The 12,818-nt window shown below is 73.7% G+C and carries 12 protein-coding genes; 9 read left to right on the plus strand and 3 right to left on the minus strand.

The window, feature by feature from the left end; genetic code table 11:
* Window positions 1–29: 29 nt before the first annotated feature.
* Entirely contained in the window at window positions 30–956 is a 927-nt protein-coding gene (locus LIV37_RS47595) for a LysR family transcriptional regulator (protein ID WP_158635000.1), read from the minus strand.
* A 296-nt stretch (window positions 957–1,252) separates the two neighbouring features.
* Here LIV37_RS47595 and LIV37_RS47600 point away from each other — a divergent pair, with 296 nt between their 5' ends.
* The 6 genes from LIV37_RS47600 to LIV37_RS47625 are packed head-to-tail and all read left to right on the plus strand — an operon-like array spanning window position 1,253 to window position 8,502.
* A complete protein-coding gene (locus LIV37_RS47600) occupies window positions 1,253–2,272 on the plus strand; it encodes an aminotransferase class I/II-fold pyridoxal phosphate-dependent enzyme (RefSeq protein ID WP_020874250.1) in 1,020 nt (339 codons plus the stop codon).
* Entirely contained in the window at window positions 2,269–3,381 is a 1,113-nt protein-coding gene (locus LIV37_RS47605; RefSeq protein WP_020874251.1) for a polyprenyl synthetase family protein, read from the plus strand. Before LIV37_RS47600 ends, LIV37_RS47605 begins: the two co-directional genes overlap by 4 nt.
* A gap of 4 nt (window positions 3,382–3,385) precedes the next feature.
* Window positions 3,386–4,507 (plus strand): UbiA family prenyltransferase, encoded by a 1,122-nt coding sequence (locus tag LIV37_RS47610; RefSeq protein ID WP_020874252.1) that lies wholly within the window; start codon window positions 3,386–3,388, stop codon window positions 4,505–4,507.
* 33 nt (window positions 4,508–4,540) lie between these two features.
* Window positions 4,541–6,325, plus strand: coding sequence for a prenyltransferase/squalene oxidase repeat-containing protein (locus LIV37_RS47615; RefSeq protein WP_121826524.1), 1,785 nt, complete (start codon window positions 4,541–4,543; stop codon window positions 6,323–6,325).
* Entirely contained in the window at window positions 6,322–7,626 is a 1,305-nt protein-coding gene (locus tag LIV37_RS47620; protein ID WP_121826523.1) for an FAD-dependent oxidoreductase, read from the plus strand. The genes LIV37_RS47615 and LIV37_RS47620 overlap by 4 nt, the downstream gene beginning before the upstream one ends.
* 12 nt (window positions 7,627–7,638) lie before the next feature.
* Entirely contained in the window at window positions 7,639–8,502 is an 864-nt protein-coding gene (locus LIV37_RS47625) for a TauD/TfdA dioxygenase family protein (RefSeq protein WP_020874253.1), read from the plus strand.
* A gap of 79 nt (window positions 8,503–8,581) precedes the next feature.
* On the opposite strand, the gene LIV37_RS47630 is transcribed toward LIV37_RS47625, so the two are convergent.
* Window positions 8,582–9,451 (minus strand): lytic polysaccharide monooxygenase auxiliary activity family 9 protein, encoded by an 870-nt coding sequence (locus tag LIV37_RS47630; RefSeq protein ID WP_020874254.1) that lies wholly within the window; start codon window positions 9,449–9,451, stop codon window positions 8,582–8,584.
* Window positions 9,452–9,665: 214 nt separating this feature from the next.
* Here LIV37_RS47630 and LIV37_RS47635 point away from each other — a divergent pair, with 214 nt between their 5' ends.
* Window positions 9,666–10,094, plus strand: coding sequence for a hypothetical protein (locus tag LIV37_RS47635; RefSeq protein WP_020874255.1), 429 nt, complete (start codon window positions 9,666–9,668; stop codon window positions 10,092–10,094).
* Window positions 10,095–10,201: 107 nt separating this feature from the next.
* On the opposite strand, the gene LIV37_RS47640 is transcribed toward LIV37_RS47635, so the two are convergent.
* Window positions 10,202–10,651 carry a nuclear transport factor 2 family protein gene (locus LIV37_RS47640; protein WP_020874256.1) on the minus strand — a complete coding sequence of 150 codons (450 nt, stop codon included), beginning with the start codon at window positions 10,649–10,651 and terminating at the stop codon, window positions 10,202–10,204.
* 149 nt (window positions 10,652–10,800) lie between these two features.
* On the opposite strand from LIV37_RS47640, the gene LIV37_RS47645 reads away from it, so the two are divergent.
* A complete protein-coding gene (locus LIV37_RS47645) occupies window positions 10,801–11,370 on the plus strand; it encodes an oxygenase MpaB family protein (protein ID WP_020874258.1) in 570 nt (189 codons plus the stop codon).
* An 85-nt stretch (window positions 11,371–11,455) separates the two neighbouring features.
* A complete protein-coding gene (locus LIV37_RS47650; protein ID WP_020874259.1) occupies window positions 11,456–12,793 on the plus strand; it encodes a PucR family transcriptional regulator in 1,338 nt (445 codons plus the stop codon).
* The last annotated feature ends 25 nt before the right edge of the window (window positions 12,794–12,818 follow it).

Here is a 12,818-nt window from a genome sequence, read left to right on the forward strand (position 1 = left end):
GCCCCGCACCGGATGCGATAGCCCCGGCGTCAGGCCGTCGCCGCCTCGACGGCACCCCCCGCCTGCTCGACCGCCACCGCACGCAGCGCCTCCAGCAGGGCGGCCACCGCGGGCACCCTGGCCGCCTCCGGCCGCAGCAGCGCGCAGACATGGCGCCGGGGCCAGTCGTCCAGCGGGCGCGGCTCGACCCGCGGATGGGGCCGGGGGAGCAGCCCGAGGCCGTCCATCAGGGCGATGCCCACCCCGTCGCCCACCAGGCCGAGGGTCGTCGCCTGGTCATCGGTCGTGGTCACCACCCGGGGTTCGAACCCCGCCTCCGCGCAGCGCCGCAGCAGCCGCTCGCGGTCCCGCTCCAGGATCCACCGCTCCCGCGCCAGATCGGCGAGGCGGACGCTGCGCCGCGCCGCGAGCGCGTGGCCACGCGGCAGCAGCACATGGCGGCGGTCGACCAGCAGCGGGACCCGGCGCAGCGGGGTCTCCGCGGGCTCGTCGGCCTCTCCCGGCTCGTCGTCGGCGACGATCGCCAGATCCGTCTCGCCCGCGTCCAGCAGCCGGTACGCGTCATGGGAGGCGGTCTGGCCCAGCTCGACCTCCACCTCGATACGGGAGGCGCCCAGCCTGGCCAGCGCCGCGGGCAGCACGGCGACACAGACGCTCTGCACGGAGGACATCCGCACCCGGCCACGGGTGCGCGCGGCGAGCGCCTCGAACTCGTTCTCCACGTCCCGCAGCCCGGCCAGCACTCCCCGGGCGCGCTCGGCGAGTCTGTGCCCCGCGGGCGTGAGCCGCACCCCCCGTCCCGCCTTGACCGTCAGCGGCACGCCCACGGCACGTTCCAGCGCGCGCATGTGATAGCTGATGGCCGGTTGGGTGTAACCGAGGTGGTCCGCCGCGGCGCTGTACGAGCCGGAGCGACAGACCTCTGCGAGCACGGTGAGCTGGCGAAGTTCGATCACCACAGGACGATAGAAATCGTTTATCAATTCCCGAAAGACTTTAATTGGACGCGTGATCGATAGGCCGTCAAAATCATGGTGACGGATTTCGCCCGTACTCGCCCATTGGACTGACCGATCGGACACGGCCCCAACCGCACTGGCTGACCGTACGGTCATAGCCCGCCCACGACGGTTTCCTTCCCGACGATCCGGCCGGACCGGCAAGGGGAACCGGGCGCGGTGACTTTCCTCCCTCCGCCCGAATCCCCGCTGGAATGGATGGATGGTGCCCGATGCATGATGGCTGGAATCGCATGACTCCGGTGGTCGCGGAGAACAATCCCTTCCATCAGATGTCGCTCAACGAAACCGTTCACCCTCCGCTTCCGGAAGTGGTGGACGCCGTCCTGCGCACCGCGCGGACCGCCCACCGTACCCTGGATGCCCTCGGCGGCGGGCTCTGTCAGGCCCTCGCCGCACATCTGGGAGTGGCGCCGGAGCACGTGCTCGCCGGACCGGGCTCCGGGGCGCTGCTCCAGCAGCTCTTCTCCACCCTCACCGGACCCGGCACCGACACGGTGCACGCCTGGCCCTCCTGGGAGGCGTACCCGATGATGGCGGCCAACGCCGGATCTACCACCGTCCGGGTGCCGCTCACCGGATACGACCACGATCTGAAGGCGATGGCCGACGCCGTCACCGACCACACCCGCATGGTCCTGCTGTGCACCCCCAACAACCCCACCGGCACCGCGCTGGAGCATGACCGGATCCTTCGCTTCCTGGACCGGCTCCCCGCACACGTCACCGTCGTCATCGACGAGGCGTACCGGGACTTCGCCGACCCCGGCGCCATCGCCGACGGCATCGCCCTGCACCGCGCCGATGAACGGGTCTGCGTGGTACGGACGTTCTCCAAGTCGTACGGGCTGCTCAGCCTGCGGGTCGGCTATCTCGTGGCGCATGAGCCCGTGCTCGCCCCGCTCCGCACGATCCTGCCCTTCTACCGGGTGAGCGCCGTGGCGCAGGAGGCCGCCCTGGCCGCGCTCGGCGCCCATGAGCGGGTGCTCCGGCAGTGCGCCGAGACTGCCGGGGAGCGCGACCGGCTCCACCGGATCCTGCTCGACCAGGGCTGGGAGGCGCCCGCGAGCCAGGGCAACTTCCTGTGGCTGCCCATGACATCCGGTGTGGAGCGCTTCACCCAGTTCTGCGCGGACCACGGCGTGGTGGTGTGCGGCAAACCGGGCGAGGGGATACGGGTGACCGTCGCCGAGCCCGAGGCCAACCAGGCGTTCGCGGAGCTCGCCGGGAAGTACCGGGAGGCGTCCCGGTGACCCCGCCCGACGTCGCGGTCACCGAGCTGGCCGACCCGCTGGCCGAGGCCGCCCCGACCATGGAGCTCCTGCTGCGCGAACTCGACCGGCGCTGGCCGCGGGAAGCCGAACGCCTCCACCAGATCTCCCGGTACGCCCTGCTCCCGGCCGGGAAGCTGCTGCGCCCGCTGCTGCTCATGGAGTCGGCCGAGGCGGTGGGCGGCGGCGGACCCGCCGTCGTCCCGGCCGCGCTGAGCGTGGAGTACCTCCATGTGGGCTCCCTCGTCCACGACGACGTCATCGACGGGGACACCATGCGGCGGGGCCGTCCCTCCGTCGCGGCGCGCTACGGCACCACCGACGCCATCGTCACCGGGGACGCCCTGATGCTGGGCATGTTCGGCGTGCTCACCGACGGCGCCGAAGACGCCGGACCGCTCGGCGAGGGCGCCGGACCGCTCGGCGAGGGCGCCGGACCGTTCACCGAGGCCGCCGGACCGTTCACCGGGGACGCAGGCGGGCTGCCGCCGGGCCGTGTCCTCGGCGCGGTGCGGGTCTTCGCCCGGGCGGGCGTCGACCTGTGCCGCGGCCAGGCGATGGAGAGCGAGCTCAGGGGCGACCTCGGCTGCGGCCTCGACCGGTACCTCACCATGAGCTCCCTGAAGACCGGGGCGCTGTTCCGGGCCGCCTGCCGGGGCGGGGCGATCCTGGGCGGCGGATCCCCCGCCCAGCAGCACGCGCTCACCTCCTACGCCGAACATCTGGGGCTGGCCTTCCAGATGCACGACGACCTGCTGCCGTACACCAGCGACAGCCGCACCACCGGCAAGTCCGCGCTCAGCGACATCGCGGCCGCCCGGCCCACCTTCCCCGTCCTGCTCTGCCACGCCATGGCCGACGCCCCGGCCCGCGCCCGGCTGGAGGCGGCGCTCGGCGGCGTCCTGCCCGCCGCCGACGCACTGCGGACGGTGCACGAGCTGCTGGAGACGACCGGCGCGCTCACCGCCGCGCGGGACCGGGCCACGGCCCAGGCCGACCGCGCCAAGTCCTGTCTGGAGCCGCTGCCCCGCTCCCGGGCCACCGCCGTACTCGCGGCGGTGGCCGATCTGTCGGTCAGCCGGGACCGGTGACGCCGTGGCGGCCCCGCGCACCGCACTCCTGGCCCATCTGCAGACCTGGCGCCCGTACACCCTCTGGTACCCCGGGCTGGTCGGGCTCGCCGGAGCCACCCTCGCCGGAGCGCACCCCACCACCGGGCAGCTGACGGTGGCCTGGGCCGCGCCGACCCTCGGCTGGGTCGCCGGCCACTATCTCGGCGACTACTACGACCGTGACCTCGACGCGCTCAGCAAGCCCCAACGGCCCATACCCTCCGGGCGGTTGAGCCCACGCACGGCGGTGGTCACGGGCATCGGCTGCATCGTGGCCGTCGCCGCGCTGGCCCTGTGGGCCAACTGGCGCGCCGTGGCCGTGGCCGCCGCCGCCATGGCGGGCATCGTCGCCTACAGCCGCGTCCTCAAGGGGCGGGGCCTGCCGGGCAATCTCATCCGCGGCGTGCTGACCGCGCTCACCGTGCTCTTCGGCGCGATGGCCGTACAGCCGTGGCCACCGTGGCGGGCGCTGCCCTTCGCCCTGGTGTTCCTGGCCCATGACACCGCGTCCAACCTCGTCGGCACCCTCCGCGACGTCGACGGCGACCGCGAGGGCGGCTACGCCACCGTGCCGGTGCGCCGGGGTCTCCGCAGCGCCACCCACACCGCCGCCGCGCTGTATCTGGCCGCCGTGGCCGTGGCCTTCGCCGCCACCGGGCTGGTGCCCAGGGACACCGCCGGGTATCTCGTACTGCTGTCGGCGGCGGCGCTGTGCGGCGCGGGCGCCTTCGGGCTGCTGCTGAGGGCCTGTGTCATATCCCCGGCCGGGCGTGCGACGCCTGGCACGTTCCCCCAGCTACCGCTGGGAGGTGCCCCCCTGACGCCGCACGCTGATCCGACCGGGGATATGACACAGGCTCTGAGGCCACCGGGGCACCTCGCCCCCGCGCTGGCACTGCGCGCCCACGCCGTCCTCGTCGCCGAACGCCTGGTGCTGGCCGCGGCGGTGGTGGCCGCGGGCGCCGGAGCGGCACCCGCCCTGGCGCTGCTGACGCCGCTCCTCGCGGTCAGCGTCATCACCCAGAGCCGGATGCGGTCCCGCCATGAATTCCCCGCGCCGCCCCTGGCCGACGGCGGGCCCACCCTCCCCGATCCCCGCCCCTGAGACGGCGCGCCACCAGCAGAAGGGTTCGATCGCATGCCCGCTTCCGCCTTGACCGAGAGCGTCGGCACCGCCGTCACCACGGGTGCCGAGGCGCTCCTCGCCCACCGGCGCGACGACGGCGCCTTCGTCTTCGGCGCGCACCACGCCTCCCCGTTGAACACCGCCGGGGCCCTCACCGCACTGCACTTCGCCGACCCTGAGGGCTCGGCGGAGACCATCGAGCGCGGTGTCACCTGGCTGTGCGAGACCCAGCGGGACGACGGCGGCTGGGCCATGCGCTCGGTGCCCACCGAACCCCTCACCACCGCGCTCGCCGCCGCGGCGCTCCACCTGCTCGCGCCCCGCCGGGCGGCGTCGGCCGTACGCGCCGCACGGGCCCGGTTCGAGGAGCTCGGCGGCTCGGCGGCCGTCCCGGAACCCGCGATGACCGCCCTCATCCGCCAGTTCCACACCTTCGCCGGACTGCCCCACGAGGGCGCCCAGCGCCGACTCCCCCTGGAGCTGCTGCTCTTCCCCGGCCTCAGCCGCCGCCTGCTCAGCCTGCGGCTGCCGATCTACGCCAGCCAGGCGCTCGCCCAGTCCGCCCACCGCCGCCGCGGCCCCGCGGGCCGCGCCCTGGACCGGCTGGCCCGGCCGAGGGCCCTGGCCATCGTCCGCGACGCGTACGAACGCGAGGGCGCCACCGGCGGGTTCAGCACCGACCCCTGGCTCACCGGACTCATCTGCCTGGGCCTCGCCCGTTCCGGCCAGGCGCCCGACCTGGTGAGTGCCGCCGCCCGCTGGCTCCGCTCGGCGGCGGGCCCCGACGGCTCCTGGGATCTGATGCCCCTCGACGTGACCTGGACGAACTTCGCCACCGCCGCGCTGATCGAGGCCGGTCACGCCGACGACCCCCAGCTGATCGGCACCCGCGAGATGCTTCACCGCCACCAGCAGCCCGAGCCGTTCGACGCGCTCGGCTGCCCGGCCGGCTACTGGGGGTTCTCCAGCCCGCGCAGCTGGCCGATGGCCCTGGAGACGGCCGAGGCCGGCGCCATCCTGCTGCGGCTGCCCGGCGGCGCGGACGACCGCCATGTGCGCGCCGGGCTGGCCTGGCTGACCGCCACCCAGGATGCGGCCGGGTCCTGGAGCCTCGCCGTACGGAACAGCAAACCCGGCGGCTTCGGCCCCTGCCCCCAGATGACCGCCAAGGTCGTGGGGGCCCTGCTCGACTCGGGGGCCCGGGCCGACGATCCGCGCGTGGTCAGGGCGGTGCGCTGGCTGGTCGGCCGGCAGCGCCCCGACGGCTCGTACGAGGCGATGTGGTACCGCGGCGGCACCCCCGGCACCGCCGCGGCGCTGGAGGCGCTCAGCCGGGCGGGCCGTACCGAGGAACACCACCGGGCGGCGGCCCGGGCCAGGGACTGGCTGCTGCGCACCCGGCACCCCGACGGCTCGTGGAGCACGGGGGAGCGCACCGGGCCGGGCACCACCCGGCGGGGCACCGTCGAGGAGACCGCCTGGGCGCTGCGCGGGCTGCTCGCCGCCGGGCTGAGCCCCACCGACCCGGCCCTCGCGGCGGCGGCGCGCTGGCTCGTCGACGCCCAGCGGGCGGACGGCTGCTGGACCCCGGCCCCGGTCAACGAGTACATCCGCGGCTGTGCCCGCTACGCCGACGACGGCATCGCGGCGGGCCTGGCGGTGCGGGCCCTCGCCCAGTACCGCTCGGCGGAGGCCGCGGAGGTCGTGGAAGCCACGCGCGGATCCGGCACGCGCGGCACCGGCCCCCGCGGATCCGGCCCCCGCGGATCCGGCACAGACGAAGGAGGCAGGCGATGAGCCCCGATGTGCTGGTGTGCGGGGCGGGCGTCGGCGGTCTCGCGGCGGCCCGCGCGCTCGGCGGCCTCGGACTGGACGTCCTGGTGGTCGACAAGCAGCCGAGGATCCGCCCGATCGCCAAGGGCGAGGTGCTCCAGCCGGGCGCGCTGCGCCTGCTGCGCTCCTGGGGCGTGGAGAAGCGGCTCGACGCCCAGGGCGCGGTCCGGCTCGGACGGCTGGTCGTCCGCGATCCGCGCGGCACCGCGCTGATGTCCCTCGACTACGGCCAACTGCCCGCCCCCGACCAGTGGTTGCTGGCCCATGACCACACGGCCATCCTCGCCGCCCTGGCCGACAGCCTCGGGCCGGGTGTCGAACTGCGCCGGGGAGTGCGCGCGGAGGCGCCGCTGCGCGACGACTCCGGCCGGATCACCGGACTGCGGCTGGCCGAGGGCGGCAGGGTCCACGAGGAGCGGGCCCCGCTCGTGGTCGCCGCCGACGGCATCTCCTCACGGCTGCGGGCCTGGGCGGGCATCGAGGCCAAACGGATCGACTACCCGCACCGGCTGGTCTCCTTCGACATCGCCGACGCCGAAGCCGCCGCGCGGGCCGACGACTTCTCCGCGTACGTCACCGACCGAGGGCTGCGCCTGCTCTATCCGCTGCCGGGCGGTCGGCTGCGGCTCTACCTCCAGGCCGGGCCCGATGAGCTGCGCGGCGTCACGGCGCGCGGGGAGCCGGCCGACTGGACCACCCGGGCGCTGTCCCAGGTGCCCGCCCTGGAGCCGCTGACCGAGTCCCTGCTCGCCCATATCGACAGCCGCCAGACACTGCCCGTCGGACGGCTGCTGTCGCCCCGGCTGGCCGGCCACGGCCTGGCGCTGGTAGGCGAGGCCGCGTACGCCGTCCATCCGATGGCCGCGCAGGGCATGAACACCGCCATCACCAGCGCCGGTGCCCTCGCCGAGCGGCTGTCGGGCCATCTGGAGCGCACCGGCGAGATGTCGGCCGAGACGGTGGACGGCGCACTGCGCGACTACCACGACCGGCAGTTGCCCCTGCTCGCCCAGGCGGCCACGACCAGCGGCAACGCGGCGCGGATGGTCACGGATCTGTCATGGGGCGGCCGGGTCCTGGGCCGCCGGGCCGTCCGTCACACCGGCGCCAACCCCCGACTGCTGCACACCGTCACCCACAACATGTCGGGCCTCGGCCCGCGCCCGCTGACCCTGCTGGACCGGCTTCAGCAGCTCGGTCTCCTCCCCGATCCGCGCGCCCACCGAGTGCCGGCCGCCCCGGCCGGCCGACCGCAACCCATGTGAGGACGGTTTCCCATGCCCACTCCCGAACCGGTCGTGACCCCCGTCTCCGGAGCGCTCGGCGCGGAGATCCGTGGTGTCGATCTGACCGAGCTCACCGACGAACTCTTCGAGCGCGTCCATGAGTGGCTGCTCAAGCACCTCGTGGTCTTCTTCCCGGACCAGGAACACCTCACCCCGGAGGCGCATATCGCGCTGGGACGGCGGCTGGGAGAGCTGGAGGTCCATCCGTTCCTGCCGAAGGTCGACGGCCATCCCGAAATCGTGGTGCTCGACGCGGACCAGGGCGCCAAGGCCGACGAGTGGCATATCGACGTGACCTTCCAGCCCAATCCGCCGGTCGCCTCGATCCTGCATCTCCAGGTGTGCCCCGCCTCCGGCGGCGACACCATGTGGAGCAACCAGTACCTGGTCTACGAGACGCTCTCCGAGCCGATGCGCGAACTCCTCGACGGGCTCACCGCCGTCCACGTCCTCAACACCCCGCAGACCGGGGAGCACTCCGCCGAACACCCGGTGGTGCGGATCCACCCCGAGACCGGCCGGCGCTCGCTGTACGTGACGCGCATGTGGACCTCGCACATCCCGCAGCTCAGCCGCCCGGAGAGCGACGCGCTGCTGCAGTACCTCTTCGAGCACTCCGAGTCGCCCCGGTTCAACTGCCGCTACCGCTGGCAGCCCGGCGCCGTCGCGATGTGGGACAACCGCGCCACCCAGCACCTGGCGGTCAACGATTACACCGGGCCCCGCAGGGGGCAGCGGGTGACCGTCCTCGGCGACCAGCCCACCGGCGACACCCCGCGCTGGAAGGAGTACCGGCCCGCGCCCGACGAGCGCTACTACCCGCGTCACGTCACGGCCCGGCACGGCTACCGGTGACGGCCCGCCAGGCCCGCCAGGCCCGCCAGGCCCGCCAGGCCCGCCAGGCCCGCCAGGTCCGTCGGTCCCGTCAGGCCGGTCAGCGGCCCGGGCGTCGCCGTCGTACGGTGGCGGCGACACCCGCGCCGAGCACCAGCACGGACGCGCCACCGGCGAGCAGCACCGGAGTGGTGTTGCCGTCGCCCTCGTCGGCGGCGGAGGAGGCGGCGGCCCGGGCGGGCGTGGCGGCGGTACGGGACGGCTCCGTGGCGGCCTGAGACGGCGGCGCGGCGGCCCCGGACGACGGGGCCGCGCCCGACGAGCCCTTCGCCGGGGTCCCCAACACCACATCGGAGCAGGAGTAGTAGGTGTCCGGGGTGCTGGTGTTCCGCCAGATCGTGTAGAGCAGCTGACGGCCGGTCCGGTCGGCGGGCAGCGTGGCCTTGATGTGGTAGGCGTCGTCCACCAGTGCGGGGTCCTTGGCCGTGGCGAACGGCTTCGCCTCCAGATCGGACCACTTCAGCGGCCGCCCCGGATCGTAGCCCTCCTTGGTGAGATACAGCTCGAAGGTCCCGGTGTGCGGGATGGTCGACCGGTAGGTGAGGGTGAGATCCGCCCCGGCCGACAGTCGCGTCGAAGGCCAGTCGGCGCGCGGCAGATCCAGGCCCCGGTACGCCTCCAGGCCCCCGCTGCACAGCTTTCCGTCCGGGATCCGCTCCCGGTCCTCGCCCGCCACCCCCGCGATCCGCAGGTTGTCCCAGTCCGCGGCCTCCGGGTCGCCCGCGGCTCGGGCCGCCTGGCACGCCGCCGACCGCGCCGCGCCCCCGCCCTCGGGGGAGCAGGCGAACGTCCGGCTCACCGGGTCCGTCGGCGCGCCGTGCGCCTGCGCGGGCTGAGCGGCCAGCGCCGTGAACAGACAGGGGAGGGCCCCGAGAAGAGCGCCCACGGCGGCGGTGCGGTACGAGGTCATCCGGTGCGGCCCTCCGGGGTCGGTGCGGCGGCGGGCGGCTGGCCCGTCCCGAGGAGTACGGGAGGCCCGGCCCGTGCGTTCAACGGGCCGCCGTGAGCCGGGCCATGACGGCGTACAACCATCCGCCATCTCCATATGTCTCCTTAGGCAGACGCAAACAGCGCCTACGCCCATGAAGAATCATTAAGGGGGACAAATGAATCTTTCTCGCCGTATGGCCGCCACCGCGGTCCTCGCCACCGCCATCGCGGGCACCGTGGCCCTGACGCCCCAGGCGTCCGCCGCCGCCACGGCCTCGTACAACGGGGTGTGCGGCAGCGGGTACAAGGTGGTGAACTCGGCGCCCATCGGCTCCAAGGGCACCGTCTTCCTCACCTACAACTCCGCCAAGGGCAAGAACTGCGTGGTCACCGTCCGGAACACCACGGGCAAGCCGATTCCCATGTTCGCCTACCTGTACGTTCAGGGCGCCGACGAGTCGGCCGAGGACGGCGGCGCGTACACCTCGTACGCGGGCCCGGTGTACGGCGATGGGCGCGGCAAGTGCGTGGACTGGGCCGGGGGCATCGACAACCAGTCCACCTGGACCTACGGATCGAACTGCGGATCCCTGAAGGCCTACCGCGTGACCAAGGGCTGGTAAGCCCGAAGCGCGCGGTCGGCAGAGCCGGCGGGGGAACACGCGGGGGAGCGGCGGTCACCTCTTCGAGGTGGCCGCCGCCATCGTCGTACGGTGCGAGCCGAGCGGGCTTACGCCTGACGCTCGGTGAAGGCCACCGCGTGGGTGTCCAGCACGGTGTGGAGCTCCGCGAGGCGGTAGGCGGCGCCGTCGGAGCGGACCACGCAGCGGACCACACCGCTGGCGATCGGGGTTACCTGACCGTCGGTGATGTTGGTGGCGTGCATATAGGACACCACCGAGATGTCGTCGCCGTCGACCCGTTCTATATGGATGTTCGAGGCGTTGTGGCGCAGCGGATAGCCGGCCGCCTCGCGGTGCTGCCGCTGCCAGGCGATCACCTGCTCGCGGCCCCGGTTGTCGGAGGCGATGAACTCCTCGTACGGGGACGTGCCGGTGTCCGAGCGGGAGGTGATGTGGACGTCCTCGGTCAGCAGCTCGGGCCAGACGTCGAACTGCCCCTCGTCGAAGGCGAACCACCAGCGGTGGATCAGCTCATGGACCGCCAGACGATCGAGCATGCGGAACGCTCCCCCCGAGGATTCAAGTGATCGACAGCATATCCCGCGGCCGCCAGTACGGTGGCCCCATGTCCGCCGTCCACGACCATCCCCCACGCCGCCATGACGCCATCGAGACGGACCGGTGATGCCCCCCGCCCGGCGAGCTGATGTACCGGTTGTTCCGGCACGGTCTGGACGGCGAGGAGGGCGAGTGGACCGTCACCACGCTGAAGCGTCTGCACGCCCCCTGGGCCATCAGCGACGACGCCTACCGCTATGTACTGTCCTGCTTCGACCTGGCCCCGATGCGCTGGTGCGCCGCCTACGCCTGGCGGGTGCCCACCGACGCCGAACGGGACGCGTCCCACACCCTCTGTCTCGCCCTCGCCGAGCGCATGGGCATTCCGGACGTCCCGCCGGACCGGCGGGAGTTCGAGGCGTGGGCGGAGGGCTTCGAGCGGGCTCACTTCACCTTCACCCCCGAGGCCCAAGCCCTGTGGGGGGCCACCCGCGAACTGCTCGCCGGGCGGGTTCCCGGTGCGCTGGGCCCCCTCGCGGGCAGCGCAGCCGACAGCCTTCTGGACGACGGGCTGCGCCGGGCGCTCGGCGTTCGGCGGCCCCCGATGCCGGTCCGCGCCGTGACCCGTTCCGCGCTCCGGCCGCGCGCCGCCGCGGGCCGGACGCACAGGAGAATTCGCGGAAGGCACCGACCCACCGGTATGTCGATGGTGCAATAGCCGTGCAGGCTCTGGTATCAAACCTGGCCGTGGCCTCACTGCGGTGTTGAGCTGCGCATTGCCCGTCACAGGTGGAGGAACGTTCATGCACCCAGTCACCGGCTCCCGCGCTTCCGTCCCCGCCATGGGCCGCGGCCCCCGCCTCTCCGCCGACCGGATCCGGACGCCGCCCCGGATGCCCGCCGCCCGTCCGCCGATCCGGTCGCGGGCCGACGCCGAGACCGTGGCGCTGCTGCACCGCGTCGCCCGGGTGCTCATCGAGGAGGTGCCACGGCTGACGGACCGTATCGTCGCGCTGATGAAGGAGCGGGAGCCCGCCTACCGTTCCGCCGTCGTGGACCCGCACGAGGTGTGGCGGGAGGTCCACGACTCGCTGAGCCACAATGTGCGCTCGCTGGTGCACCCCAAGGAGACGCGCGAATCGGCCCGGTCCTGCGCGTGGCGGATCGGCACCGACCGCGCCGCCCAGGGCTTTCCGCTGGACGCGCTGCTGCACGCGTACCGCATCGGCTGCACCGTGGTCTGGGAGCAGCTTCTGGAGACCGCCTCGAAGGAGGACCCGCTCGGCGCCCAGGCGCTGGTCCACGTCGCCGCCGATGTGTGGAACTTCGTCGACGAACACTGCACCCTCGTCGCCACGGCGTACCAGGAGGTCGAGCGGCAGCTCTCCTGGCACCGGGAGAACCGCTACCGGATCATCGTCGCGGCCCTGCTCGACGGCACCGCCCGGGTGAGCGACTTCCCCGAGGCGGAGCAGGTCCTGGGCCTGCCCGAGCAGGGGCGTTACGCGGTCGTGGCGCTGGAGGACGCCGACGCACCGTGCCGGACGCCGCACTCCGTCAAGGTGGGCGACGGACTCCGTGCGGTCTGGCACACGGCGGACGGCACCGCCCACGCCATCGTGCTGCTCGGCGATGGAGACGGCGGCGACGACGACGGTGACAGCGGCGGCGGCAGCGGCCCGGAGCGGCTGGTGCGCGGGCTGGAGGTGCCGCCCGGCGCACGGGCCGGGGTCAGCCCCGCCGTGACCGGCCTCGCCGCGATCAACACGGCCCGGCGGCTCGCCGATACGGCGCTGCGCACCCGCCCGGCCGCCGGGTCGGCGGCGCTGCTCGAGGAGCGCTATCCGGAGGCGCTGGTGGTGTCCTCCCCGGACCTCGGCACCGCGCTCGCCGACCGGATGCTCGGACCGGTCCTGGCCCTGGAGTCCGCCGACCGGGAGATGCTGCTCACGACGCTGGCCGCCTGGCTGGAGGCCGGAGGATCGGCGCGCCGCGCGGGCGGACTGCTGTTCTGCCACCGCAATACGGTGCTCAACCGGCTGCGCCGCTACGAGCAGTTGACCGGGCGTTCGCTGGACCACCCGCGCGAGGTCATGGAGTTGTCGCTCGCGCTGTCCGCGCACCGGCTGCTGACACCCTGAGAACCACCCGCCCGCCTGAGCCGAT

The organism is Streptomyces rapamycinicus NRRL 5491, assembly GCF_024298965.1.
Classification (GTDB): Bacteria; Actinomycetota; Actinomycetes; order Streptomycetales; family Streptomycetaceae; genus Streptomyces; species Streptomyces rapamycinicus.